Raw genomic sequence first — 25,839 nt, 5'->3', positions numbered from 1 at the left:
AGAACTGTTGTCTACTTACAAAGTTTGTTGTAGGCGATAGTTTTTTCTTGCTTTTGAAAATCAGTTACCAATATGTTAAAGTGAATTTATATCTAATTAGTAATATTATTTTGCTTGTGACAATGCTGGGGGACCAAAATGATTGATAGACGGTTAATAGATTTAATAAAGCATCTCGTGACTGAGCAGACAACAAATTTGTCAAGGCTGGAATCTAGTTTAAATCTAACACGTCGCCAAGTTACCTATATTTTGGATAAATTAAATGATTTATTCGTTGAGAATCAGTTGCCAACCTTAAACTATAAGGAATCAACTATAGAGATAACTAAAGGGCATCACAATTTCTTAGTTCAGACTTTAGGAAATTCAAAAATCTTAGCAGATTATCTAATGAATAGTGATGAAAGGCTCAGGTTTTTGTTCTTACTACTGGTGGCATTGGATGAAGACTATCTTTCTTTAGCCGATTTCTTAGCTATCCTTAAAGTCAGTAAAACGACGGTACTTGTTGACTTAAAAAAATTAGAGAAGATTCTAGGCAAGAGGGGAATTCGTATAGTCTATTCTAGAGAAAAAGGATACGAGCTTGAGGGGAATGAACTAGCGGTTAGGAATTTACTCTTTGATTGGCTGACAAAAGATATTTCTGAAGGGATGAGTCAAATCTATGATATTTACCTATCTCAATTTAAGAGGGTTCAGATTCAAGACTATCTTCAACTGATTCAAACTTTGCGTCAGAGTTTTTCTATAGAGTTGGTAGAAAGTCGGACCATTGAGCTGGCCTATTTTATCGTTCTTATTCTAAACCGTTTAAAGAGGAACTTATTTCATGAAGAAGCCTTTACTAGTGTCAATCTTTTGGGTTTTGCTGAATATAAATTTATTGAAACCTTGTTAACAAAATTAGAAGTGGATGATACTAGAGAAGTTGAATATTTAACGGCCTTAATTTTAGGGCAATCTGTAGGTAATAGGGATGCGATTTCACCAGACAGAGCTCTTATCTTAAACCTAACAAAGGAGTTGATTACTAATTTCGAAAGGCTTTCAGGGATACAGTTTCTAGATTGGTCTGGAATTATTAAACAAATTTATAGCCATTTGCGACCGACTTATTATCGCTTACTCTTTTACTTTCCAGTTAACAACCTTATTGCTGAGAGGACAAAGGCAGAGTATCCTAGTATTTTTTATCTTGTAAAAAAAGCAATGATGTCGTCCGATGGATTAAAAGAGTTTCAAATATCTGAGGAAGAAGTAGCTTTTTTAACCATGCATTTTGCAGCCTTATTGACTCAAGGTAGACAAAAAAGTCGTCATAAATCTATTAAAGCTGCTGTTGTGTGCACTAGTGGAATTGGTAGTTCAGCTCTATTACTTGCGGATTTACAACATCTCTTTGCTGAAATGACTTTCATTGGGCCAATGGATATTGATAGTTTGCTCAAAATTCAGAAGACCGATTTTGATATTATCTTTTCTGCTACGAGTAGTAGTGTAATTTTACAATTAGAAAAGCCAATTTTTATTGTTAATCCGGTAATGACTGAGGATGAGGAGTATCATCTGGTGAAAAGGGTCTATGAAAGGGTTAGTAGTCTGCGTTTTCAGTTACCACTAATAGATGATCTCGTCAAAATAATTGGTAGGCATGCGTCCATCCACGATGACTTGTCTCTGCGTCAAGAGCTTTCTCGGTATTTATCCGGAAGAGGCCATAAAGCCTTGGCTAAAGACTTAAGACTAAAGGATGTCTTGAAAAGTAATTATATTAGTGTCATTCCCGGTGTAGATACGATTGAAGATGTTGTTAAAAAGTCTGCTCAGCCCTTACTTAATGATAAGATCATCACCAGAGAATACCTTAACCGGGTATTGAGAAACTTAGCTAATCATAGGCAGAATTATCAGATAGCTCCTGGGATTCTATTGCCACATGCTAGTCCAGAAGGTGTTAATCAGATTGGACTTAGTTTTGTGATTTTGGACAAGTCGATTGACACCAGCTATGGTAAAATTGGGCTTGTTATTTTCTTGGCAGCTGTTGACAACACTCAGCATCTGTTAGTGATGAAGGATTTATTAAAGCTTTTATCTGATGCTAATTTTATAGAGGAGATTAGAAGCCAAAAATCATCGGAGGACATACTGAATTTGATTCAAACAAAGCTCCAATAGCAGCAAACTTGCTTTTTCCAAGCACACTTTTGAACACAGAATCGTGTAAGACTTGGTCTTTTTTATCTGGCGGAATTTGTTAGGATTAAACTAGTCGGAAGATGGGCTCCTGATTCTTGAAAATATCGGGAAAAATTTCCCGCCAGACTTCATAGCCTAAATGAAAAACTAGTGTCATTATGCTACAATAGAGGTGTTTGAAAGATTGTCTTGAGGAGCCTCCTCTTTATAGTAAGTCTAGAAAGGTCGTTTATCTTATGTCATTTGATACTATTGATCAATTGGCGGTTAATACCGTTCGATCGCTGTCAATTGAAGCTATCCAAGCTGCTAATTCGGGTCACCCGGGTCTGCCCATGGGGGCAGCACCTATGGCCTATGTGCTTTGGAACCATGTCATGAATGTCAATCCAAAGACTAGCCGTTCTTGGTCTAACCGTGACCGCTTTGTTCTCTCCGCTGGTCATGGTAGTGCCCTCCTTTATAGCCTCCTTCATCTGTCAGGCTACAAGGTTAGCCTGGATGATTTAAAGAATTTCCGTCAATGGGGTTCGAAAACTCCAGGTCACCCAGAAGTGGATCATACTGATGGTGTTGAAGCAACAACCGGTCCTCTAGGGCAAGGAATTGCCAATGCTGTTGGGATGGCCATGGCAGAAGCTCATCTGGCGGCTAAGTTTAACAAGCCTGATTTTAACATTGTTGACCACTACACCTACACCTTGAATGGTGATGGCTGTCTCATGGAAGGGGTCAGTCAGGAAGCAGCCAGCCTGGCTGGTCATCTCAAGCTGGGCAAGTTGATTTTGCTCTATGATTCCAATGATATTTCTCTAGATGGTCCAACCTCCATGGCCTTTACGGATGATATCAAGGGCAAGTTTGAAGCCTACGGTTGGCAACATATCTTGGTCAAAGATGGTAATGACTTGGAAGCTATTGAAGCTGCTATCCAAGCGGCCAAGGCTGAGACTGAGAAGCCATCCATCATTGAGGTCAAGACAGTTATCGGTTTTGGTGCGGAAAAACAAGGGACTTCTGCAGTCCACGGTGCGCCTCTGGGTCAAGAAGGTATTGACTATGCCAAGAAGTCTTGGGGCTACGATTATCCCGCTTTCACCGTGCCTGATGAAGTTAAACGTCGTTTTGAAATCGGTATTCAATTCCGTGGTGAAGCGGCTGAAAATGCTTGGGATACCAAGTTCCATGAATATGAAAAAGCCTATCCAGAATTAGCGGCTGAGTATAAGGCAGCCTTCGCAGGCCAAGCCGAATCCGTTGACTTAGCTCCACATGAACTGGAAACAGCTGTCGCTAGCCGGGTTTCTAGCCAAGAAGCTATCCAACAAATTTCAGCCCAACTTCCTAATTTCTGGGGTGGTTCTGCTGACTTGTCTGCTTCTAACAATACCATGGTTAAGGCGGAAACAGATTTCCAAGCTGGCAACTATGCCGGTCGCAATATCTGGTTTGGTGTGCGGGAATTCGCTATGGCAGCGGCCATGAATGGAATTGCTCTGCACGGAGGCACTCGTGTCTATGGTGGTACCTTCTTCGTCTTTTCTAACTACCTCCTGCCTGCTGTTCGGATGGCGGCTCTGCAAAATCTGCCGACCGTTTATGTCATGACCCATGACTCAGTAGCAGTTGGGGAAGATGGCCCAACCCACGAACCAATCGAACAATTGGCCAGCGTTCGCTCCATGCCTAACCTCAATGTCATTCGTCCAGCTGATGGTAATGAAACTAATGCGGCTTGGCAAAGAGCTTTGGCTGAAACGGACCGCCCTACTATGTTGGTTCTGACCCGCCAAGGCCTGCCTGTTCTAGAAGGCACCAAGGAAAAAGCAGCAGAGGGTGTCAATAAGGGTGCCTACATTATTTCAGAAGCCAAGGGCGACCTTGATGGTATCATCATTGCTACGGGTTCTGAAGTTAAACTGGCTCTAGATACACAAGCAGCTTTGGAAGCTCAGGGCACTCACGTACGAGTAGTTTCTATGCCAGCCCAAAATATCTTTGATGAGCAAGATGCAGCCTACAAAGAAAGCATCTTGCTATCAGCTGTAAGCAAGCGTCTAGCTATCGAAGCTGGCTCTAGCTTTGGTTGGGGCAAGTATGTCGGCCTCGCTGGCAAGACCTTGACCATTGACACTTGGGGAGCTTCAGCACCAGGTAATCGTATTTTTGAAGAGTATGGCTTTACAGTTGACAATGCTGTTGCGCTTTACAAATCTATGTAAGAAAACTGTGTTATAAAGATATCGCCCAAGTTTTCCTTGGGTGACTTTTTGGTAACTACAAGTTTTAAAATTGACAGGCAACTAGAGTTTAGGCTACAATGATTTTAAATAAGTTAATAAAAAATGGAGGACAAGTAAATGAAAAAACTAATCCCCCTTTTGGCGACAGGCCTATCAATCTTAGCTTTAGCAGCTTGTGATTTTGATGATAATGATGATCACGTTCAGACACCTGCGTCAAGCACGGTATCATCAAGTCCATCAAAGTCATCAAGTGCTAGTTCATCGTCAACATCAGCTGCTATTTCAGAAGATGAAGCTAAAAATACCGCTCTTGCCGATGCAGGTTTGACAGCAGAGCAAGTTACTTTTACAAAAGTAGCGCAAGATATTGAAAATGGTAAAAATGTTTACGAACTTGAATTTGTTAAAGATTCAATTGAGTATAGTTATACCATTGACAGTGGTAATGGTGCTATTCTTGAAAAAGAAACAGATAACGTCAATGACTAGTCCTGATAGAACAGAATTTAGTGAGATAAGTTGAAGAGTTGAGTTTAATAAGCTCAGCTCTTTTTTGGTGGTTTTAAATCTGTTAATCAGAAAGTTAAAGGTCTATTTCTCTAGTCTGAGTTTGCTAAGATGTTTTTGTAGTGTTAGAAAACCATAGAAAAGTTTTTGAAATCACTTTTAGCTTTTACTATTCTTCTTGCAGTGGTAGGAGATATATTTTGACTGAAAAAATAGGGTTTGTAGTACTACTAAGGATTTTTGGACCACTCCAAAATCCTTTTCAGTGGTCAGAAAGATTTTCTGCTAACAGAATTAGTTTCCTTAAGGCAAAAAGGTTTATCTAGAATGGTTTTTCCAGCCTATGACAAAATGATGTCATAGATTAACTTTTTGTCATACCATGCTTATTTTGCGGAAAGTGATTGACAAAAAAGCCCCTTTTTTGTATGATTTTGATAGTTGTTTGTATTAGTTTTACGGAACAAATGATTTTTCATTTAGTAAAGGATGAAGTTGATAGGAAAGACCTGTTGCGTTTTGTATAAGAAAATCAAATAAATTTATGATGATAAGGACATTCGGTCTAACACGATCTTGTCAGTTATTCTATTAAAAGCTTTAAATGAATTAACCAAGTCAAGCAATGCTTGTTGGACAGCAGTTTACTTATAACGAGAGCTCAACCTTTATGAGATGACACAACGTGTTTTTATGCCTGAGTCGCTACACTCTTTTAGAGCTATAGCACAAAAAGAGTGTAAGTGAAGGATAGTGAAGGCAGTTCTTTAATAAGTTGCTATTTAGAAAGAGGAAAAGGGAGAAGAAAATGATTGAATTTCAACACGTATCAAAGATTTATGGTGAGAAGGAGGCCCTGAGTGACCTCAATTTGATCATCAATAATGGGGAAATTTTCGGCCTGATTGGCCACAACGGAGCTGGGAAGACTACCACAATTTCTATCCTGACCTCTATTATTGAGGCAACTTACGGTGAAGTCCTTGTCGATGGTCAGGCCCTCTCAGCCAATCGCGATGCTGTGAAAAAGAGAATTGGCTATGTGCCGGACTCACCCGATATTTTCCTCAATCTTACTGCTAGCGAGTACTGGTATTTTCTAGGAAAAATTTATGGTGTTGAGGATAGTCAAGTGGAGCAAAGAATTGCAGACTTGACTCAGGTTTTTGATTTGACCCAGCAGCAAAATGATATTATTGATAGCTTTTCGCATGGGATGAGGCAGAAGGTTATTGTCATTGGTGCATTGGTGGTCAATCCAGATATTTGGATTTTGGATGAACCTCTGACTGGTTTAGATCCTCAGGCTTCCTTTGATCTCAAGGAAATGATGAAGCAGCACGCCCAAGCAGGCAATACTGTCCTCTTTTCAACCCATGTCTTACAGGTAGCAGAACAGCTCTGCGACCGAATTGGTATTCTCAAACAAGGGAAGCTAATTTTTGTTGGGACTTTAGAAGAGCTTAAGGCTAATTATCCTGAAAAAGACTTAGAAACCATCTATCTGGAAATGGCTGGTCGGAACGCTGAAGCAGGGAATGTTACCCTCGGTGAGGAGGTGGAATAGTCTATGAATTGGTCCAATGTTTGGGAACTGGTAAAGATAAATATTCTCTATTCTAATCCGCAGAATATGTCTCAGATTAAAAAGAAGCGGGAGAAGAACCCAGGAAAGCAGATTACAGCTTATAAGAGTGTGATTCGTCAACAACTTCTTTTAATGGTAATAATGACTGTTCTCTTCACCTTCACTTTTGCTTTTTATGATTTCAAGACTTTTCCTGGTCTATTTTCGCAGTATTTTGCCGCTTTCTTCTGTATGTCAATTATGAATGGCTTGAGCTCTATGTTTTCAATCTTTTACAGAAGTCAGGATTTAAAACTTTATGCCCACTTACCGCTGAATTCTAAGGATATTTATTTGGCTAAGATCTTATCAACCTCGGGTTTAGTCGGCACCTTCCTTTTACCGATTTTACCTTTATTGATTAGCCTTGCTTGGCAACTTTATGGACCCCTTGGTCTGTTGCCAGCGATCTTGCTCTTTGTTTTAGCTAGTGTTTCAAGCCTTATTATCGGCTTGGTTCTCAATCATTTGATTGGTCGAGTGGCTATTAAGAGCAGACATGGGAAACTTTTTTCAACGCTTCTCTTAGCCATAACCTCTATTGGAGCATTAGCGATTTGGTTTTGGGCTAATAGTCAGTCAACCTCTCTCCAAAAAGGTGAAAATATTGTTATTTCTGTTCCGCAAGTGCCGATCTTTCGCGGTTACTATGATATTTTAGTCCATCCATTTAGCCTTGCCACTCTTGTGAATTTTGTCCTCCCCTTGGTCTTTATTCTCATCTGTTTAGCTTGGCTGATAAAGAAAATGTATCCTCGATACTATCAAGAAACGCTGTTTGCTACGCCAAAACAAAATTCTACCAAGAGACGTAGCAATGGACAGTCTAAAAGTCTTAGGAGAGTCTGGATTCGTCATCATCTTTCTCCCCTTCAGGATGGTAATTTGATTACTCAAGCTTTCATTATGCCTCTGGTTTTTCCATTAGCCTTTGGCGTTGGTATCTTTTCAAATACTTCTGTATTGTCAAAGTTTTCGGGTATTTATTTTGGTATTCCGTGGATTGTTGGTCTCGCCTTGGGTGCTTTGATTGCCATGCCTTCAACATTTTTTGCTGTTGGCATATCGTTGGAAAAAACAAACTATCTCACCATAAAAAGCTTACCTGTCAATTTTAAAGACTTTTTGAAACAAAAGTTTATTGTTTTAGCCTTTGTACAGTTAGCTCCACTTGTGCTGGTATACTTAGTAGTTGGTTTGCTGGTTCATATTAATTTAATAAACTTATTAGTCTTCCTCTTGGGCTTTGTCTTATCTTCACTGATTTTTGGGCAATTTATGTATCGGAGAGATTACTACAATCTTGTCCTTAACTGGAAAGATCTTACACAACTGATTAATCGTGGTGGTGGTCAATGGTTTATTTTTGGAGTGATGATGGCTACTTTTCTGGTTGGAGGTATCGCTGTTGGAATTACTATTGCTTTAATTAGCCTCCTTGGTGGCCTAGTTGCCGGATTAGTTATTTTGCTACTCAGCTTAATCGCCGCTGGCATCATACAGTTCCTAATCAATCGCACCTTTTGGAAGGCCTTGGATTAATTATATTGCAACAAGCTGTGCCAAGGCACGGCTTTTAGTGTATAATTAGGAGTATGAAACGTAATTTTACAGGGGTCAAGCGTCTGGTCATCAAGGTGGGGACCAGTTCGCTGGTTTTGCCCAATGGAAAGATTAACCTTAATAAAATTGATCAGCTGGCCTTTGTCATTTCTGATTTGATGAATCAGGGCAAGGAAGTCATCCTGGTCTCCTCAGGTGCCATGGGATTTGGCCTCAATGTTTTGGGCATGGAGAAGCGTCCGGCGGAAATTGCTCAACAACAGGCGGTTTCTAGTGTCGGCCAGGTGGCCATGATGAGCCTCTATTCACAGGTCTTTTCTCACTATCAGACCAAGGTTAGCCAGCTCCTGATTACCCGCGATGTCGTGGTCTATCCTGAGAGCTTGGAGAATTTCACCAATGCCTTTGAGTCTTTGATTAAGCTAGGGATTGTTCCTGTGGTTAATGAAAATGATGCTGTCAGTATTGAGGAGATGGATCACCAGACTAAGTTTGGCGATAATGACCGTCTGTCAGCCGTCGTAGCGACGATTACAGATGCCGACCTCTTAATCATGCTCTCAGATATTGATGGCCTCTTTGATAAGAATCCTAATGTTTATGAGGATGCTGCCCTACGGGATCAAGTGACAGAAATTAGTGATGAAATTCTGGCTTCAGCAGGTGGTGCCGGTAGTAAATTTGGGACTGGCGGCATGCTCAGTAAGGTTCAGTCGGCCCAAATAATATTTGAAAACAAGGGCCAGATGGTTCTCATGAATGGAGAGAACCCTCGAGATATCTTGCGACTTTTAGCCGGTGAAAAACTGGGAACTTGGTTTAAGGAAGTTGAATAATTTGGACTAGCTCTGAAATTTAGGACTCTTGAGACAGGCTAGATAAGCAGTTTAGACAAAAACAATCTTGAATGTCAGAACTAAGCAAGGAGGTAACTTATGACAGTGATTGAAGCGCTGGGGCAAAAGGCTAAGCAGGCCAGTCGAGATTTACTAGATTTGGGGACTGCTGAGAAAAATCGAGTTCTCTTGCAGACAGCTGCTGCCTTGATTCGAGACAGCGAAGGAATTTTAGCAGAGAATGCCAAGGATTTGGCTAAGGCCAAGGAACACGGCATTAGCTCTGTTATGGAAGACCGTTTGCGTTTGACCGATCAACGGATTGGAGCCATGGCCGAGGGCTTGCGTCAGGTAACCGATTTACAGGATCCGATTGGTCAGGTTATTCAGGGCTTTACCAACCTAGATGGCCTGAAAATTGTGCAAAAGCGGGTGCCTATGGGCGTGATTGGGATGATTTTTGAAAGTCGTCCCAATGTCTCTGTGGATGCCTTTAGCCTAGCTTTTAAGACTAATAATGCTATTATCCTACGGGGGGGTCGTGATGCCATCAATTCCAATAAGGCTCTGGTCCAGGTCTTACGCCAGACTCTAGTAGATGCAGGCCACAATCCTGATGTGGTTCAACTGGTGGAGGACACCAGCCATGCAGTGGCCGAAGATTTGATGCAAGCTACCGATTATGTGGATCTCTTGATTCCTCGAGGTGGGGTCCGTTTGATTCAGACAGTAAAGGCCAAAGCCAAGGTGCCTGTTATTGAGACCGGTGTCGGCAATGTTCATATCTATGTTGATAAGACGGCTGATTTGGAGATGGCGACCAAGATTGTCATTAATGCTAAAACCCAGCGGCCTAGTGTCTGCAATGCCGCCGAGAGTCTGGTGGTTCACCAGGATGTGGCAGTTGAATTTCTGCCCAAGCTAGCTGCAGCTATTAAAGAGGTTCATCCAGTTCAATTTCGGGCAGATGATCGGGCCTTACCCCTCATGCCTGAAGCTCTGCCTGCTAGTTCTGAGGATTTTGCGACTGAGTTTTTGGATTATATCATGTCGGTCAAGGTCGTTGATAGCCTGCAAGGGGCTATTGATTGGATCAACACCTACACCACTCATCACTCAGAAAGTATCATCACCCAGGACATCACAGCAGCCGAGGCTTTCCAAGATCAGGTGGATGCGGCGGCCGTCTATGTCAATGCCTCCACTCGTTTCACGGATGGTTTCGTCTTTGGTCTAGGTGCAGAAATCGGTATTTCCACCCAAAAGATTCATGCCCGTGGCCCTATGGGACTGGAAGCCCTGACCTCCACCAAGTTCTATATCAATGGTCAAGGTCAAATTAGAGGATAATGACAAGGTCGTGCAAAAGTACGGCCTTTTTCTAGTGACTTTAGTCAGTTTCGCTCCGCAGGTACGAAACGAATGAACCACCCGCAAGACGGGTGTGCATCGCTGGGTGAAAAATGGAAAAGCTTTCCTCTTTCTTGGCATGAAATCTTTGGGCATATCTGCTACATTTGTGGTAAAATAAGGGTTATGACAAATGAATTTCACCATGTGACCGTCCTTCTTCATGAAACGGTTGATATGCTGGACCTCAAACCTGATGGTGTCTATGTTGATGCCACCTTGGGTGGGGCTGGTCACAGTTCTTATTTGCTGTCCCAACTGGGGCCTGAAGGTCATCTTTACTGTTTTGATCAGGATCAGACGGCTATTGATAATGCCCAAGTCAAGCTCAAGGATTACCTGGATAGGGGCATGGTGACTTTTATCAAGGATAATTTTCGCAACCTCAAGGCTCGGCTGGCCGAGCAGGGGGTGAGTGAAATTGACGGAATCCTTTACGATTTAGGAGTTTCTAGTCCTCAGTTGGACCAGCGGGAGCGGGGTTTTTCCTATAAGCAGGATGCTCCTCTAGATATGCGGATGAATCAGGATGCTGACTTGTTGGCCTATGATGTGGTCAACAACTATAGCTATCAGGATTTGGTGAGAATCTTTTTCAAATATGGGGAAGATAAATTTTCCAAACAGATTGCCCGTAAGATTGAGCAGGCAAGGGCAATTAAACCAATTGAGACAACGACTCAGTTGGCTGACATCATCAAGTCGGCCAAGCCAGCCAAGGAATTAAAAAAGAAGGGCCATCCGGCCAAGCAAATTTTTCAGGCCATCCGGATTGCTGTCAATGATGAACTTGGAGCGGCGGATGAGTCCATTCAGCAGGCTTTGGAGCTTTTGGCTCTGGATGGTCGGATTTCGGTCATTACCTTCCATTCCTTGGAGGATCGCCTGACCAAACAACTCTTTAAAGAAGCCTCAACGGTGGATGTGCCCAAGGGCCTGCCCTTTATTCCAGAGGAGATGCAGCCTAAGATTGCCTTAGTCAATCGCAAGCCAATTTTACCGTCACAAGAGGAGCTGGCGGTTAATAATCGGGCTCATTCAGCCAAGCTCAGAGTGGCGAAAAAAATTCGAAAGTAGTAGATATTTATGGCAAATAATAAGCAAGAAGAAGTAGCAATTCAAAATGCCTTTCAGAAGCGGTTTCGGAAGTTTTCTCGTCTGGAGATTGCCTTCTACGGCTCGATTATTATCACCGCAGTCCTCATGGCTGTGGGAATTATTTACTTGCAGAGTCGCAATCTTCAAGTAAAGCAACAAATTACTAAAGTCAATAGTCAGATTAGTGATGCTGAGACGGACTTAAACAATGCCAAACAGGAGGTCAATGAGCTAACACGTTCGGACCGGATTGCAGAGATTGCGAAAAAGGCTGGCCTCAATATTGATAACTCTAATCTTGGAAATGTCGGGAGTAACAAGTAGAGCATGAAGAACTTGATTAATCGCTTTTTGTCCTATGTGACCAAGGATCGGCGAGGACCTCGGGCCAATCGGGAACGGGTTGGTCAAAATTTGATGATTACAACTATTTTCATCTTTTTTATCTTTATTATTAACTTTGCCATTATCATTGGGACCGATTCTAAGTTTGGGGTCAAGTTAGCGCCCAAGGCCAAGGCTGTCTATCAGACAACGGTAACTAAGGCTGCCAAGCGGGGGTCTATCTATGACCGCAATGGGAATGTGATTGCAGAAAATTCAACAACCTACACCATCTATGCGATCATTGATAAAAAGTATGTCTCTGCTAAAAATGAAAAGCTCTATGTCCAAGGCAAGGACTTTGACAAGCTGGCTGACATTCTTAATCAGCAGTTGGGCGTGGAAAAAGATTATGCCCTTAAGCAATTGAGGCAGCCAAAATTGACCCAAGTCTATTTTGGCAGCAAGGGAACAAATCTATCCTACTCAACCATGCAGGCCATTTCAGAAGCGGCCAAGGATGCCGGTATCAAAGGGGTAGACTTTGATACCAGTTCCAGCCGCCTCTATCCCAACGGAACGTTTGCTTCGGAATTTATCGGGATTGCCCAAAGTAAAAATGGCAAAAAGGGGGACTCTACCCTAGTTGGCGCGACTGGTCTTGAAGCCTCTATGAATGATATTTTGTCAGGGACTGATGGTAAGGTAACTTACGAAAAGGACCAAAATGGAAATATTCTGTTTGGAACAGGAAAAAATGTCAAAAAGACCGTTGATGGCCGTGATGTCTACACCACTCTGGATGCGACCTTGCAGACCTATTTGGAAACCCAGATGAACACTTTTATGGAAAAAGTGGGTAGTGCAACGGATGCCAGTGCTACTTTGGTTAATGCCAAGAGCGGTGAAATTTTAGCGACCACCCAACGTCCAACCTATAATGCTGATACCCTACAAGGAATGAGCAAGGACGAGGGCTATAACTGGAATAATATGCTCTACGGGACCAATTTCGAGCCTGGTTCCACCATGAAGGTCATGTTGCTGGCTTCGGCCCTCAATGAAGGAGCCTTCAATGCTAACCAAACTTACTACAATGGTGATGGTATCAAGATTGCTGATACCACCATCAATGACTGGGCGGTCAACGAAGGAAGTTCGGGCGGTCAAACCATGACTCTGGCTCAAGGGTTCTCTTATTCTTCCAATGTTGGGATGACCATTCTTGAGCAACAATTGGGCGATTCGACTTGGGGAAATTATTTGTCTAAATTCCGTTTTGGCCTGCCGACACGTTTCGGTATGGACAATGAGGAATCTGGGTCGGTTTCTTTGGATAATAAGGTTACGGCAGCTATGTCAGCCTTTGGTCAAGGAGTCTCAGTTACTGAGGTTCAAATGTTGCGGGCCTTTACGGCGGTTGCCAACAATGGAGTTATGCTAGAACCCCGTTTCATCAGTCAAATTTATGATTCCGATGATAACAGTAGTCGGGTTGGCTCAACGGAAGTCGTTGGTAATCCTGTTTCTTCAGATGCTGCATCGCAAACCCGCAACTATATGGTAGATGTCGGGACAGATCCGACCTACGGTACTCTTTATTCGGCAACAAATTCTGCACCAATCATCCAAGTTGGTAACTATTCTGTTGCTGTTAAATCTGGTACGGCTCAATACGCTGCTGGTGATGGTGGTTATGAGCAGGGTGAACACAGCTACATCTATTCAGTAGTGGCTATGGTTCCTTCTGACGATCCTAAATTCATCATGTATGTAACCCTGAAAAAACCTGAGAACTTTAGTTCGACCTTCTGGTCTGATGTGGTCAATCCTGTTTTAGAACAAGCAATGCTCATGCAAGATGAACTGTCATCAACTTCTGTCAGCTCACAGGCTTCATCTGAAACGGGCTATAAGATGCCAGACTTTACCGGTAAGAATGCTGGAGATGCTTCAACCACCCTGCGGCAAAATCTGGCCCATGTGGTTCCTCTAGGGACTGGTAGCAAGGTTGAGAAGACGTCTGTTAAGGCTGGCAGCGATGTTAAGGCTGGCGATCAGGTCCTGATTTTGACTGACAAGCTTAAGGCCTTGCCTGATATGTATGGCTGGACCAAGGAAAATGTCAAGACCTTTGCGGATTGGATGGGCATTAAGGTGTCCTTCAAGGGTTCAAATTCAGGGACTGTTACTAAGCAGAATATTGACTCAGGTTCCAAACTGAAAAATGTTAAAAAATTGACGATTACACTAGGAGACTAAGATGTTAACCATATTATTAGCAGGTCTGATTGCCTTCATCCTGACGGTGATTGGCATCCCCTTCTTTATCAAGTTTTATCAGGCCAAGAAAATTGCCGGTCAACAGATGCATGAAGATGTCAAGCAGCATTTGGCTAAGGCAGGGACACCGACTATGGGCGGGACGGTCTTTATCCTGGTAGCGACCCTGGTGACCCTGGCCTTCTCAACCTTGAGTCTCTTTCGTGGGGCTGCCTTTGGGGCAACGGCTGGGATTCTCTCGATTGTCGTTATCTACGGAATCATCGGCTTCTTAGATGACTTTCTCAAGATTTTTAAGAAAATTAACGAAGGGCTGACACCCTGGCAGAAGATGCTCTTGCAGATTCTTGCAGGTCTGATTTTCTACTTTACCCATGTTCGGCCTAGCGGAACGGATGCCATCAATATTTTTGGCTTCCAGCTCCATATCGGTATCTTCTATTTAGCCTTCGTCCTTTTCTGGGTGGTTGGCTTCTCCAATGCGGTTAATTTGACCGATGGCATTGATGGTTTGGCTTCGATTTCTGTGGTTATTTCCTTGATTGCCTATGGAATCATTGCCTATGTTCAGAGACAGCCAGATATTCTCTTGATTATTGTGGTTATGATTGGTGGTCTGCTTGGCTTCTTCGTCTTCAACCATAAGCCTGCTAAGGTCTTTATGGGAGATGTGGGGAGTCTGGCTCTGGGAGCTATGCTGGCTTCCATTTCTATTGCTCTGCGGCAGGAATGGACCCTGCTTCTTATCGGTCTGGTTTATGTTTTTGAAACGGCTTCGGTCATGTTACAGGTGACTTATTTCAAGGCTACCAAGAAAAAATATGGGGAAGGTCGACGGATTTTCCGCATGACTCCCTTCCACCATCATCTGGAATTAGGCGGTCTGTCTGGAAATGGTAAAGAATGGAGCGAATGGAAGGTTGATGCCTTCCTCTGGGCTGTCGGTGTCTGCTCCAGTCTTATTGCCCTTCTGATTTGGTTGGCAATCAAGTAAGAAAAGGCAAGGCAAAAGGTCTGAGAAGCTGGTTCTCAGGCCTTTCTTTTGGTATAATAATTTCTGCAACAACAAGATAAAAAGGGCTTAATAGAGCCCCCAAGAGGTAAGTATGAGTTTTAAAGACTATAATTTCAAGGGTTACATTAATCAGGCCTTGGAACATTTAAAGTTTAAGGAGCCGACCCAGGTTCAGGCCAAATTGATTCCGCTAGTTCGCTCTGGTCGCAATCTGGTTGGAGAGTCTAAGACGGGTTCGGGCAAAACCCACACCTTTTTACTGCCGATTTTTGAAAAACTAGATGAAAATCTCCATGAGGTTCAGGCAGTTATTACGGCTCCTAGTCGAGAATTGGCCAGTCAGATTTATCAGGCAGCCAAGCAAATTGCTGACCAGGCTGAGACTGAGATTCGTCTGGTCAACTATGTTGGCGGGACGGACAAGCTTCGTCAGATTGAAAAATTAAAAGCCGGTCAGCCCCAGATTGTCATCGGAACACCTGGACGGATTTATGACCTGATTAAATCGGGTCACCTAGATATCCACAAGGCTTCAACCTTTGTAGTCGATGAGGCTGATATGACCATGGACATGGGCTTCCTAGATACGGTCGATAAGATTGCTGCCGGCCTACCCAAGCAAGTCCAATTCCTGGTCTTCTCGGCTACGATTCCTCAGAAGCTCCAGCCCTTCTTGAAGAAATACCTGACTAATCCGGTCATTGAGAAGATTAAGACCCAGACGGTGATTGCGGATACCATTGATAACTGGTTGCTTTCGACCAAGGGTCGCGATAAGAATGCCCAGATTTTAGAAATCCTGACCAGCCTTCATCCTTATTTGGCCATGATTTTTGTCAATACCAAGGAGCGAGCAGATGAGCTCCACAATTTCCTGGTGGCCAATGGACTAAAAGTTGCTAAAATTCATGGTGGTGTTCCGCCAAGAGAGCGCAAACGCATCATGAACCAGATTAAACGGTTGGATTATGAGTTTATTGTAGCAACTGACTTGGCAGCTCGAGGAATTGATATTGAAGGAGTTAGCCATGTCATTAATGATGCCATTCCTCAAGATTTATCCTTCTTTGTTCACCGAGTGGGTCGGACGGGGCGAAATGGTTTATCTGGTATAGCGATTACCCTATATCGGCCTAACGATGACAGCGATATCCGTGACCTCGAAAAGATGGGCATTAACTTTGTCCCTAAGGTCTTTAAAAATGGTCAATTTCTGGATACCTATGACCGTGATCGTCGGACTAACCGAGAAAAATCCTACCAGAAATTGGATACGGAAATGATTGGTTTGGTCAAGAAGAAAAAGAAGAGGGTTAAGCCGGGTTACAAGAAGAAAATCCAGTGGAAGGTTGACGAAAAACGGCGGAAGGAACGCCGGGCAGCAGCCAAGGCCAAGGGGCGTGCTAGTCGTAAGGCCAAGAAGCAGAGCTTCTAAAAAATACAGAAGAAGGTCGGGCCTTGTGCCTCGGCCTTTTCTAATCTTGTAAGCGGGGAATGCCCATGTATCCTAAGCTTATAGATGGGGTTCTATCTCTCAACTTTATCTGGTCTTTCTAGGCTGATGTTCTAGTGTATTTGGTTTTATCTGGTCTAAACAAAGGGATTCGCTCTCTAAGAAACGGTGGAATTCTAGGCTTCTCAAAACCTGAAACCTAGCATTTGTTAGCTCATTTTGAGAGTGCCTCACCCAGCTTGCTGCTATTTGGCTAAGATGTGGCTCGGCCTGATTGAAGTTATCTATCGTCTGATAGAAAATCTCTATTGTTCAGCAAGTCTGCTCCATGTTAAACTAGTTGTACGATTAACAAGTTAAGGAGACTGTCTATGAAGTTGAAAAAAATTGTGCTAACGGGCTTGGTGTTTGGTCTGGGAGCCCTGACACTTGCAGCTTGCTCATCCAAGTCTGGAAGTGGTGCCAAGGAGGATATTGTCGTTGCAACCGACTCCGATACAGCGCCCTTTACCTATACGGGTAAAGATAATAAGCAGGCCGGTTATGATATTGAGGTCATGAAGGCTGTTTTTAAAGATTCCAAGAAGTACAACCTCAAGTTTAAGACGGCTGAGTTTGAATCCATCCTACCAGGAATTGATTCTGACCGCTATCAAATCGCAGCCAATGACTTCAACTACAATGTCGACCGGGCCAAGAAATACCTCTTTTCCGACCCTATCTCAGTCTCAAATTATGCCATCGTGACCAAATCTGGGACTAAGTACAACAAGTTGGAGCAACTTTCAGGGAAATCGACGGAAGCCTTAGCCGGCTCAAATTATGCCCAAACCTTGGAAGATTGGAATAAGTCCCATCCTGACAAAGATCCTATCAAGGTCAACTATGTTTCTGGTCAAACGGGCTTCACCTCACGCTTGCAAGATTTGGACCAAGGGAAGATTGATTTCATCTTCTATGACCAAATTTCTTCCAGTTATGCTTCTAAGGATCAAGGCTTTAACTTTACCGTTAGCCAGCTGAAGGACAAGGTCGGTTCTGAGAAGGACGGTAAGGAATACATTCTCTTTGCCAAAACGGACCAAGGTAAGGAACTGCGAGCTTTTGTCAATAAGCGGGTCAAGGAATTGCAAAAGGATGGCACCCTGGCCAAACTCAGTAAGAAATATTTCGGTGGCGACTACGTTTCCAGCCTCAACTAATAGAACAGAGCTATCGTATGATAGCTTTTTTCTATCTCTCCTTTGGAATTAACTATTTTACAGCCTCTGTCACGGATGTTAGAATGAAACAATAGCATAACTGTTTGAATTAAGAAGAAACTAGGAGAACTTATGACAGAAATTAATAGATTACAAGAGGAATCAAAGAAGTTCTTTAAGACAGCTAGAGGGAAATTAATTAGCTTTTTTGTGGTCCTTGCCATCGCTATCTTGCTTTTGGTGCAGTTATGGGGGTATCTGGTCAAGTCAGGCCTCTATAATGATTTTGTCAAGGGCCTGCCTGACGGCCAACTCTTTAGTGTGCAGGCTGTCTTTAGTGCTATCCCTGATATTTTGAAACATCTGCCTATGACTTTGGGATTGACCATCTGGGGCTCTGTTTTTGGTTTAATTTTGGCCCTACTCTTTGCCATTGTCAAGATTAATCGGGTGCCAGTTCTCTACCAAATCCAAGCCTTCTTTGTTAGCTTTTTGCGGGGGACGCCAATCTTGGTTCAACTGATGTTGACCTACTATGGGATTCCGCTTTTGCTTCGTTACATCAACATGAAGGCAAATACGGGTTGGAATATTAATAATGTTTCGCCTATCGTTTTTGCGGTTGTCGCTTTTGCCCTCAATGAGGCAGCTTATACTAGTGAAACCATTCGGGCAGCTATTCAGGCGGTTGATTCAGGAGAAATTGAAGCGGCCAAGAGTTTGGGGATGACTAATGCCCAGATTTACCGTCGGGTCATTATCCCCAATGCAGCTGTTATTGCAACGCCAACCCTCATCAATACCTTGATTAGTTTGACCAAGGGGACTTCTCTGGCTTTCAGTGCAGGGATTATTGAAATGTTTGCCCAAGCCAAGATTATCGGTGGGCGTGATTATCGCTATTTTGAACGCTACATTTCTGTTGCCATTATTTACTGGATTGTCAGCATTGTGATTGAAAATATCGGTCGCTATATTGAAAAGAGTATGGAAATTAAATCGCCTGAAAATATTTCCGTAGAAGCAGAAAGGGGCTTGCGCTAATGATTGAAATTAAAAATTTAAGCAAAAGTTTTTCAGGTCAAAAAGTCTTAGATAGCCTCGATCTGGAAATTGAAAAAGGCCAAGTTATTGCGCTTGTCGGAGCTTCTGGTGCTGGGAAGTCCACCTTCTTGCGCAGCATGAATTACTTGGAAGAAGCTGATTCGGGAACCATTGAAATTGATGATTTCAAGGTTGATTTCAAAACTATTACCAAGGAGCAGATTCTGACCCTGCGTCGTAAATTAGCCATGGTTTTTCAACAGTTTAACCTTTTTGAGCGTCGGACAGCCCTAGACAATGTCAAGGAAGGCCTCAAGATTGTCAAGAAGATTTCGGACAAGGAAGCTACAGCCATCGCCAAGGAGGAGTTACGCAAGGTTGGTCTAGCTGATCGAGAAAACCATTATCCTCGTCATCTCTCCGGAGGGCAGAAGCAGCGGGTGGCTCTGGCGCGCGCCTTGGCTATGAAACCGGATGTTCTTCTTTTGGATGAGCCAACATCGGCTTTGGACCCTGAACTAGTCGGCGAAGTGGAAAAATCCATTGCAGATGCAGCTAAGTCAGGCCAAACCATGGTTCTAGTCAGCCACGACATGAATTTTGTTGCCCAGGTTTCTGATAAAGTGCTGTTTTTAGAGAAAGGAAAAATCTTGGAGCAAGGGACTCCAGATCAGCTCTTTAACCATCCACAAGAAGAAAGAACCAAAGAATTTTTTGCTAGTTACAAAAAATCCTATGTTTGATATAATAAGGATAAGATTGAAGCTCGTTTGGCCAGTCAAGCGGGTTTTCTTGTGGTCTCATCCGGCTTGCTTAAAGAGGTGAGCTTCTGGCTGATTAAGTGGTCAGATATTGATTAGTTTGAAAACAGGTGGCTTATGCTAACAGATATTTTTAAATTTTATTTACAGGGGCTTTTTATGGCCATCGTCTTTGTAATTTTTGCAGTGATTTTTTGGATTTCTTATCGAGCCCTCAAGCTCAAGGACAAGACCATTAAGGAACGGCAGAATACCCTCTATGATGGCATTATGATGGCTCTGATTTCTATCCCCATTCTTTCCTTTGCCTTTATGGCCATTGTTTTGATGATAAAGTCATAATAGTTGACCCTACTTGCTTTCTGGAGTAAACTAAGCCTAAGATACCAAGGGCGTTTAAAAAGGCGTATAAAAATAGGGAAGACGACGCAGATGTCTTTAAACATCTAGGAGACTTCATCTTTTTCACTAGCCTTTTAGCCGGTGTTCAATTGAGCAGTCTCACTAAGCATTTAAATGCTTGTTCAACTACGAGATTTTCTAGGGAAAATCTCTAGCTCACTTACTAGTTTCTGTAGGTCGGTAGTGTCGTCCGACCTACAGAAACGTCGCAATTAACAAGATACGGTAGAGCAAAGTCATCTAGTTACTAAAGTAACTGATGACTAACAGCAATTGCTTAGCTCTCTCACTAACTTCGATAAAGCAGTATCATCGACTGCTTTTATCTCCGTGTCGCTAAGGCGTTAAGCGCTTCAAAGATCTTAGGGAAGCTGACGAAGGTGAGTAACATCTAGGAAGCTTTCTCTATTTTCACGGAAGTGTGGGCGTGTTCAATTAGCCATCAAATTCAAATGTTTGACTGACTTGGAAATTATCGCCATCATTCGCTTGGCAAGGGATGAGGACTTCCAATCAACCACTGCGTCAAATTGCTTGATGCAAGATAATAGTAAAGCTAGAACCTTTTGTCCCAGCTTAGTAGGAAATGGAGCAAATTTCTTGCATATTTTCTTAACTTATTGAGAAGGAGAAATGAAATGATTTATGATACATTGGTAATCGGTTCTGGGCCTGGTGGCATGACTGCGGCCCTTTATGCTGGCCGTTCCAACCTCAAGGTCGGCCTGATTGAGCAGGGTGCCCCTGGCGGTCAGATGAATAATACTTCCGACATTGAAAATTATCCTGGTTTTGAGACCATTTCTGGACCAGACCTTTCCATGAAGATGTATGAACCTCTGGAAAAATTTGGGGTCGAAAATATCTATGGCATTGTTGAAAATATTGAGGACCATGGAGATTTTAAGCGGGTGCTGACGGCAGATGAGCACTACGATGCCAAGACTATTATTGTGGCAACAGGTGCCAAGCACCGCCTAGTGGGCGTTCCTGGCGAGCAAGAGTACAATAGTCGGGGCGTTTCCTACTGTGCGGTCTGTGATGGGGCCTTCTTTCGGGACCAAGACCTCTTGGTTATCGGCGGGGGCGATTCAGCGGTTGAAGAGGGCATCTACCTGACCCAATTTGCTAAGAAGGTGACTATTGTTCACCGTCGCGACCAACTGCGGGCCCAAAAGATTCTCCAAGATCGGGCCTTCGCTAACGATAAGATTGATTTTATCTGGGATTCTGTCGTTGAGGAAATCAAGGGCGATGATGTCAAGGTGCGTTCGGTTGCCATTAAAAATGTTAAGACTGGTCAGGTGACCGACCATGACTTTGGCGGTATCTTTGTCTATGTCGGTCTGGATCCGGTGTCCAGCATGGTTAAGGACTTGGGCATCACAGATAAGGCAGGTTGGGTCATCACTGATGACAAGATGAAGACCAGTCGTCCTGGTATTTTTGCTATCGGAGATATTCGCCAGAAGGATCTGCGGCAGATTGCGACTGCTGTTGGTGATGGTGCTATCGCCGGTCAGGAAGTCTACAATTACATCACTGAGCATGCTTAAGTATTCCATCGGAGTGAATTGGCTTTAAGAAGGTTGATAGATAGCTGTTTGACAAGGCTTGCAGAAGCATTCCGGCTGGAGTGCTTTTTCTTATTGTCTGAATTGTGCTATAATATTACTTATATTTAAAAGGAGGAAACTCTTTGAACCTCCAGCTAGCGGGCTGGGAGCTAAAGATTACAAGCTAAAATGTCAGAACAACACACAAACGAGACGGAAGCCGAGACGACGAAAAATGGCATGGATCGGGGCCTGACTAACCGCCACGTTCAGATTATTGCCATCGCTGGGACTATTGGTACGGGGCTCTTTCTGGGGGCTGGGAAGTCCATCCACCTGACGGGGCCATCTATCGTCTTGGTCTACATCATCACTGGTATTTTCATGTACTTGATGATGCGAGGAATCGGCGAAATGCTCTACAAAGACCCTGACCAACATACTTTTATTAACTTTATTACTAAGTATCTAGGTCAAGGTTGGGGCTATTTCGCAGGTTGGTCCTACTGGATTTCCCTAGTGCTTCTGGGGATGGCTGAGTTGACTGCCATCGCCAAGTATGTCCAGTACTTTATTCCGAGTGCCCCAAGTTGGCTGATTCAGCTGCTTTTCCTCATCATTCTCTGTGGGGTCAATATCGTTGCCGTTGCCGTCTTTGGTGAGGTGGAATTCTGGTTTGGGATGATTAAGATTGTTGCCATCCTAGCCTTGATTGCGACCGCCATCTTCATGGTCTTGACCGGCTTTAAAACGCCAGTCGGCCATGCCAGCCTGACCAATATTTTCCATGGGTTTAAATTCTTCCCCATGGGTGTGGACCACTTCTTCATGGCCTTCCAAATGGTTTTCTTTGCCTATCAGGCCATCGAGTTTGTCGGGATTACAACATCAGAAACTAAGAATCCTAGGAAGGTTCTGCCTAAGGCCATCCACGCTATTCCAAGTCGGATTATGTTCTTCTATGTCGGAGCTTTGATTGCCATTATGTCAATCTTTCCCTGGAGACGGCTGCCTGCTGACCAGTCACCTTTTGTTATGGTCTTTAAGCTAGCTGGTGTCAACTGGGCGGCTGCCTTGATTAACTTTGTGGTCCTGACCGCAGCAGCTTCCTCCCTTAATTCCATGCTCTATTCCAGCGGCCGTCACCTCTACCAATTGGCTAGAGAAACACCTGCCTTGGACCGTTTCAGACTCAATCGTCTATCTCGGACTAATGTTCCCCAAAACGCCATCTTCACCTCAGCTGGTTTCATGGTACTTGCGGCTATCCTTAGTGTGATTCCTTGGATTTCTGATAGCTTTACCGTTATCACTTCATCCTCATCGGGAGTCTATATCGCCATCTATGCCCTGACCATGCTGGCCCATATGCGTTATCGCAAGTCGCAAGACTTTATGGCCGATGGCTTTCTCATGCCGGCCTACAAGGTGCTCAATCCTTTGACCATTGCCTTCTTTGGCTTTATCTACCTGTCGCTCTTCCTGCAAGAGTCAACCTTTATCGGAGCAGTCGGTTCGACCCTGTGGATTTTAATCATGGGAACTATTTGTCAAATCGTTACCCGAAAAAATGAACTTCGTTAAGAATGAACCAGAAGGAAAGCTTCTGGTCTTTTTATGTTATAATAGTCACAAACTCAAAGGAGAAAATCCCCTATGTATGCTGATGACAGTTTAACCTTACATACCGATTTATACCAATTAAATATGATGCAGGTCTATTTTGACCAAGGCATCCATAATAAAATGGCGGTTTTTGAGGTCTTTTTCCGCAAGGAGCCCTTTGCCAATGGCTATGCGATTTTTGCCGGTTTGGAGCGGATTATTGATTATCTCAATCATCTCCATTTTTCAAAAACTGATTTAGCCTATCTCAAAGATTTGGGCTATCCTGAGAATTTCCTAGATTATTTGGAAAATCTCCAGATGACCTTGAGCGTCCGTTCCGCCAAGGAGGGGGATTTGGTCTTTGCCAATGAGCCTATCGTCCAAATTGAAGGTCCTCTGGCCCAGTGTCAGCTGGTGGAAACGGCCATCCTCAATATTGTCAACTACCAAACCCTGATTGCGACCAAGGCTGCTCGAATTCGCTCGGTTATTGAAGACGAACCCCTGCTAGAATTCGGAACCCGTCGGGCCCAGGAATTGGATGCTGCCATCTGGGGGACTAGGGCTGCCGTCATCGGTGGTGCTGATGCTACCTCCAATGTCCGGGCGGGTAAGATGTTTGATATTCCAGTTTCTGGGACCCATGCCCATGCCTTAGTTCAGACCTACGGCAACGACTATGATGCTTTTATGGCCTATGCAGCCACCCATAAGGACTGTGTCTTCCTGGTAGATACCTACGATACCCTAAGACTAGGTGTACCCGCTGCCATCAAGGCTGCCAAGGAGCTGGGTGATAAGATTAATTTCTTGGGCGTCCGCCTGGATTCGGGTGACTTAGCCTACCTGTCTAAGAAGGTTCGCAAACAGCTGGATGAGGCTGGTTTCCCCAATGCCCATATCTATGCTTCTAATGACCTTGATGAAAATACCATTCTCAACCTCAAGATGCAAAAGGCCAAGATTGATGTCTGGGGTGTTGGGACCAAGCTGATTACTGCCTATGACCAACCGGCTCTGGGTGCGGTTTATAAAATTGTCGCCCTAGAAGACGAGCAAGGGGTTATGCAAAATACCATCAAGCTGTCCAACAATGCTGAGAAGGTCTCAACGCCTGGTAAGAAGCAGGTTTGGCGGATTACCAGCCGCGACAAGGGTAAATCCGAAGGTGACTACATCACTTATGACGGGGTTGATGTCAATGAGGCGAAAGAATTGCACATGTTCCATCCAACCTATACCTACATCAATAAGACGGTCAAGAACTTTGATGCCGTTCCTCTCCTGCAAGATGTCTTTGACCAGGGTCATTTAGTTTATGAGAGACCTGACCTGATGACGGTTAAGGATTATGCCAAGAAGGAACTGGACCACCTCTGGGATGAATACAAGCGGGTCCTCAATCCGCAGGACTACCCAGTTGACTTAGCTCCTGATGTCTGGCAGGATAAGATGGACCTGATTGCCAAGATGCGTAAGAAGGCCAGTCAGACCCAGGACTTTTAAGGTCAGCCAGCCCCCAACACCCTTAGCTAGGAAATCAAAAAGATGCCCTTGCTTGATAGGATACTTTCCAAGTTGAGGCTTGTTTGTAGGACTCAATGAAGATCAAAGATAATTGAGACAACGAACTGCAAGTTGTACTTGAGTACGGCGTGAGTTAATGACGGGTTGTTTTGATTTTCGAGAGCATAAGCAGGGTAGATTACGATAAAAGGAGACAGCAATGAGTTTACAAAGTGATATTATTAAGGCATTGGGGGTTCAGCCAGAAATTGCCCCCAAGCAAGAAATCAGACGGTCGGTGGATTTTCTCAAGGCCTATCTGAAAAAACATAGCTTTCTCAAGAGCTATGTCCTAGGAATTTCTGGCGGTCAGGATTCCAGTCTAGCCGGTCGTCTAGCACAACTGGCGGTTGAAGAACTGCGGGTGGAAACGGGTCAGGACTACAAATTCATCGCTATTCGTCTACCTTATGGGATCCAAGCCGATGAAGACGATGCTCAAAAAGCTCTGGCCTTTATTCAACCTGACGTTTCCCTTTCCATCAATATCAAGGAAGCTGTTGATGGTCAAGTGGCAGAGTTAGCCAAGGCAGGAGTTGTGGTCTCTGATTTTAATAAGGGCAATATCAAGGCCCGTCAGCGGATGATTACCCAGTATGCTGTGGCAGGGGAAAATAGTGGAGCGGTTATCGGAACCGATCATGCGGCTGAAAACTTGACTGGTTTCTTTACCAAATTTGGTGATGGTGGAGCTGATATCCTGCCACTCTTCCGGCTGGACAAGCGGCAAGGCAAGCAATTGCTAGCAGAATTGGGAGCAGACAAGTCTCTCTATGAGAAAATCCCAACAGCAGATTTGGAAGAAAACAAACCGGGTATCGCTGACGAAGTTGCCCTGGGCGTGACCTACCAGGACATTGATGCTTATCTGGAAGGTAGGACTGTTAGCCCTGAGGCCCAAAAGACTATTGAAAGATGGTGGGTCAAGGGCCAACACAAACGTCACCTGCCAATCACCGTCTTCGATGACTTTTGGAAAGATTGAATTTGAGTAGTCTATTGTGACTACTTTTTTATGGGATAAATTGCAAGAATAAGTGCAACATTTACTTGAACTCATCCTCTAGAGCTTCACTAGCAGTTCTGTAAGCTAAACATTTTCGTGGTCGGTGATTGATATCATATAAAGCCTT

General features: G+C 43.7%; 20 protein-coding genes. All 20 read left to right on the top strand.

Annotated features, from left to right (window positions below):
- Nucleotides 1-138: 138 nt before the first annotated feature.
- On the top strand, nucleotides 139-2,184 hold the full coding sequence (locus BS63_RS0107605) for a BglG family transcription antiterminator (RefSeq protein ID WP_019781365.1): 2,046 nt from the start codon (nucleotides 139-141) through the stop codon (nucleotides 2,182-2,184).
- Nucleotides 2,185-2,441: 257 nt separating this feature from the next.
- Nucleotides 2,442-4,427 carry a transketolase gene (gene tkt, locus BS63_RS0107600; RefSeq protein ID WP_004205542.1) on the top strand — a complete coding sequence of 662 codons (1,986 nt, stop codon included), beginning with the start codon at nucleotides 2,442-2,444 and terminating at the stop codon, nucleotides 4,425-4,427.
- Between the two features lie 138 nt (nucleotides 4,428-4,565).
- Nucleotides 4,566-4,940 carry a PepSY domain-containing protein gene (locus BS63_RS0107595; RefSeq protein WP_004205540.1) on the top strand — a complete coding sequence of 125 codons (375 nt, stop codon included), beginning with the start codon at nucleotides 4,566-4,568 and terminating at the stop codon, nucleotides 4,938-4,940.
- Between the two features lie 826 nt (nucleotides 4,941-5,766).
- Nucleotides 5,767-6,525, top strand: coding sequence for an ABC transporter ATP-binding protein (locus BS63_RS0107590; protein WP_004205530.1), 759 nt, complete (start codon nucleotides 5,767-5,769; stop codon nucleotides 6,523-6,525).
- A gap of 3 nt (nucleotides 6,526-6,528) precedes the next feature.
- Entirely contained in the window at nucleotides 6,529-8,127 is a 1,599-nt protein-coding gene (locus tag BS63_RS0107585; RefSeq protein ID WP_004205523.1) for a hypothetical protein, read from the top strand.
- 53 nt (nucleotides 8,128-8,180) lie between these two features.
- Nucleotides 8,181-8,984 (top strand): glutamate 5-kinase, encoded by an 804-nt coding sequence (gene proB, locus BS63_RS0107580; protein ID WP_004205521.1) that lies wholly within the window; start codon nucleotides 8,181-8,183, stop codon nucleotides 8,982-8,984.
- A 99-nt stretch (nucleotides 8,985-9,083) separates the two neighbouring features.
- A complete protein-coding gene (locus BS63_RS0107575; protein ID WP_028798528.1) occupies nucleotides 9,084-10,334 on the top strand; it encodes a glutamate-5-semialdehyde dehydrogenase in 1,251 nt (416 codons plus the stop codon).
- Nucleotides 10,335-10,520: 186 nt separating this feature from the next.
- On the top strand, nucleotides 10,521-11,471 hold the full coding sequence (gene rsmH / locus BS63_RS0107570; protein WP_002961790.1) for a 16S rRNA (cytosine(1402)-N(4))-methyltransferase RsmH: 951 nt from the start codon (nucleotides 10,521-10,523) through the stop codon (nucleotides 11,469-11,471).
- 9 nt (nucleotides 11,472-11,480) lie between these two features.
- On the top strand, nucleotides 11,481-11,816 hold the full coding sequence (gene ftsL, locus BS63_RS0107565; RefSeq protein ID WP_002961788.1) for a cell division protein FtsL: 336 nt from the start codon (nucleotides 11,481-11,483) through the stop codon (nucleotides 11,814-11,816).
- 3 nt (nucleotides 11,817-11,819) lie between these two features.
- Nucleotides 11,820-14,078: a penicillin-binding protein PBP2X gene (gene pbp2x, locus BS63_RS0107560; protein ID WP_002961784.1), complete on the top strand. Its 2,259-nt coding sequence runs from the start codon at nucleotides 11,820-11,822 to the stop codon at nucleotides 14,076-14,078.
- Nucleotide 14,079: 1 nt separating this feature from the next.
- Nucleotides 14,080-15,093, top strand: a complete 1,014-nt coding sequence (gene mraY, locus BS63_RS0107555) for a phospho-N-acetylmuramoyl-pentapeptide-transferase (protein ID WP_002961782.1) — start codon at nucleotides 14,080-14,082, stop codon at nucleotides 15,091-15,093.
- A gap of 112 nt (nucleotides 15,094-15,205) precedes the next feature.
- Nucleotides 15,206-16,549, top strand: a complete 1,344-nt coding sequence (locus BS63_RS0107550; protein ID WP_002961780.1) for a DEAD/DEAH box helicase — start codon at nucleotides 15,206-15,208, stop codon at nucleotides 16,547-16,549.
- 389 nt (nucleotides 16,550-16,938) lie between these two features.
- On the top strand, nucleotides 16,939-17,769 hold the full coding sequence (locus BS63_RS0107545) for a transporter substrate-binding domain-containing protein (RefSeq protein ID WP_028798527.1): 831 nt from the start codon (nucleotides 16,939-16,941) through the stop codon (nucleotides 17,767-17,769).
- Nucleotides 17,770-17,901: 132 nt separating this feature from the next.
- On the top strand, nucleotides 17,902-18,813 hold the full coding sequence (locus BS63_RS0107540; protein ID WP_002961776.1) for an amino acid ABC transporter permease: 912 nt from the start codon (nucleotides 17,902-17,904) through the stop codon (nucleotides 18,811-18,813).
- Entirely contained in the window at nucleotides 18,813-19,556 is a 744-nt protein-coding gene (locus BS63_RS0107535; RefSeq protein WP_002961775.1) for an amino acid ABC transporter ATP-binding protein, read from the top strand. The genes BS63_RS0107540 and BS63_RS0107535 overlap by 1 nt, the downstream gene beginning before the upstream one ends.
- Nucleotides 19,557-19,691: 135 nt before the next feature.
- Nucleotides 19,692-19,916 (top strand): DUF4059 family protein, encoded by a 225-nt coding sequence (locus BS63_RS0107530; protein WP_002961774.1) that lies wholly within the window; start codon nucleotides 19,692-19,694, stop codon nucleotides 19,914-19,916.
- 698 nt (nucleotides 19,917-20,614) lie between these two features.
- Nucleotides 20,615-21,532, top strand: a complete 918-nt coding sequence (gene trxB / locus BS63_RS0107525) for a thioredoxin-disulfide reductase (protein WP_002959839.1) — start codon at nucleotides 20,615-20,617, stop codon at nucleotides 21,530-21,532.
- 189 nt (nucleotides 21,533-21,721) lie between these two features.
- Nucleotides 21,722-23,116, top strand: a complete 1,395-nt coding sequence (locus tag BS63_RS0107520; protein ID WP_002959841.1) for an amino acid permease — start codon at nucleotides 21,722-21,724, stop codon at nucleotides 23,114-23,116.
- Nucleotides 23,117-23,188: 72 nt separating this feature from the next.
- A complete protein-coding gene (locus tag BS63_RS0107515) occupies nucleotides 23,189-24,646 on the top strand; it encodes a nicotinate phosphoribosyltransferase (RefSeq protein ID WP_002959843.1) in 1,458 nt (485 codons plus the stop codon).
- 220 nt (nucleotides 24,647-24,866) lie between these two features.
- Entirely contained in the window at nucleotides 24,867-25,691 is an 825-nt protein-coding gene (gene nadE / locus BS63_RS0107510) for an ammonia-dependent NAD(+) synthetase (RefSeq protein ID WP_002959845.1), read from the top strand.
- Nucleotides 25,692-25,839: the final 148 nt, after the last annotated feature.

It is taken from the genome of Streptococcus sobrinus DSM 20742 = ATCC 33478 (genome assembly GCF_000686605.1).
Classification (GTDB): domain Bacteria; phylum Bacillota; class Bacilli; order Lactobacillales; family Streptococcaceae; genus Streptococcus; species Streptococcus sobrinus.
Note: the sequence above shows the minus strand (reverse complement) of the source record. Positions and strands in the feature narration are given on the sequence as shown.

Bases quoted from the DNA above. Each gene is read 5' to 3' on its own strand.
- BS63_RS0107605 (WP_019781365.1), top strand. From the start codon at position 139: ATGATTGATAGACGGTTAATAGATTTAATAAAGCATCTCGTGACTGAG.
- tkt (WP_004205542.1), top strand. From the start codon at position 2,442: ATGTCATTTGATACTATTGATCAATTGGCGGTTAATACCGTTCGATCG.
- BS63_RS0107595 (WP_004205540.1), top strand. From the start codon at position 4,566: ATGAAAAAACTAATCCCCCTTTTGGCGACAGGCCTATCAATCTTAGCT.
- BS63_RS0107590 (WP_004205530.1), top strand. From the start codon at position 5,767: ATGATTGAATTTCAACACGTATCAAAGATTTATGGTGAGAAGGAGGCC.
- BS63_RS0107585 (WP_004205523.1), top strand. From the start codon at position 6,529: ATGAATTGGTCCAATGTTTGGGAACTGGTAAAGATAAATATTCTCTAT.
- proB (WP_004205521.1), top strand. From the start codon at position 8,181: ATGAAACGTAATTTTACAGGGGTCAAGCGTCTGGTCATCAAGGTGGGG.
- BS63_RS0107575 (WP_028798528.1), top strand. From the start codon at position 9,084: ATGACAGTGATTGAAGCGCTGGGGCAAAAGGCTAAGCAGGCCAGTCGA.
- rsmH (WP_002961790.1), top strand. From the start codon at position 10,521: ATGACAAATGAATTTCACCATGTGACCGTCCTTCTTCATGAAACGGTT.
- ftsL (WP_002961788.1), top strand. From the start codon at position 11,481: ATGGCAAATAATAAGCAAGAAGAAGTAGCAATTCAAAATGCCTTTCAG.
- pbp2x (WP_002961784.1), top strand. From the start codon at position 11,820: ATGAAGAACTTGATTAATCGCTTTTTGTCCTATGTGACCAAGGATCGG.
- mraY (WP_002961782.1), top strand. From the start codon at position 14,080: ATGTTAACCATATTATTAGCAGGTCTGATTGCCTTCATCCTGACGGTG.
- BS63_RS0107550 (WP_002961780.1), top strand. From the start codon at position 15,206: ATGAGTTTTAAAGACTATAATTTCAAGGGTTACATTAATCAGGCCTTG.
- BS63_RS0107545 (WP_028798527.1), top strand. From the start codon at position 16,939: ATGAAGTTGAAAAAAATTGTGCTAACGGGCTTGGTGTTTGGTCTGGGA.
- BS63_RS0107540 (WP_002961776.1), top strand. From the start codon at position 17,902: ATGACAGAAATTAATAGATTACAAGAGGAATCAAAGAAGTTCTTTAAG.
- BS63_RS0107535 (WP_002961775.1), top strand. From the start codon at position 18,813: ATGATTGAAATTAAAAATTTAAGCAAAAGTTTTTCAGGTCAAAAAGTC.
- BS63_RS0107530 (WP_002961774.1), top strand. From the start codon at position 19,692: ATGCTAACAGATATTTTTAAATTTTATTTACAGGGGCTTTTTATGGCC.
- trxB (WP_002959839.1), top strand. From the start codon at position 20,615: ATGATTTATGATACATTGGTAATCGGTTCTGGGCCTGGTGGCATGACT.
- BS63_RS0107520 (WP_002959841.1), top strand. From the start codon at position 21,722: ATGTCAGAACAACACACAAACGAGACGGAAGCCGAGACGACGAAAAAT.
- BS63_RS0107515 (WP_002959843.1), top strand. From the start codon at position 23,189: ATGTATGCTGATGACAGTTTAACCTTACATACCGATTTATACCAATTA.
- nadE (WP_002959845.1), top strand. From the start codon at position 24,867: ATGAGTTTACAAAGTGATATTATTAAGGCATTGGGGGTTCAGCCAGAA.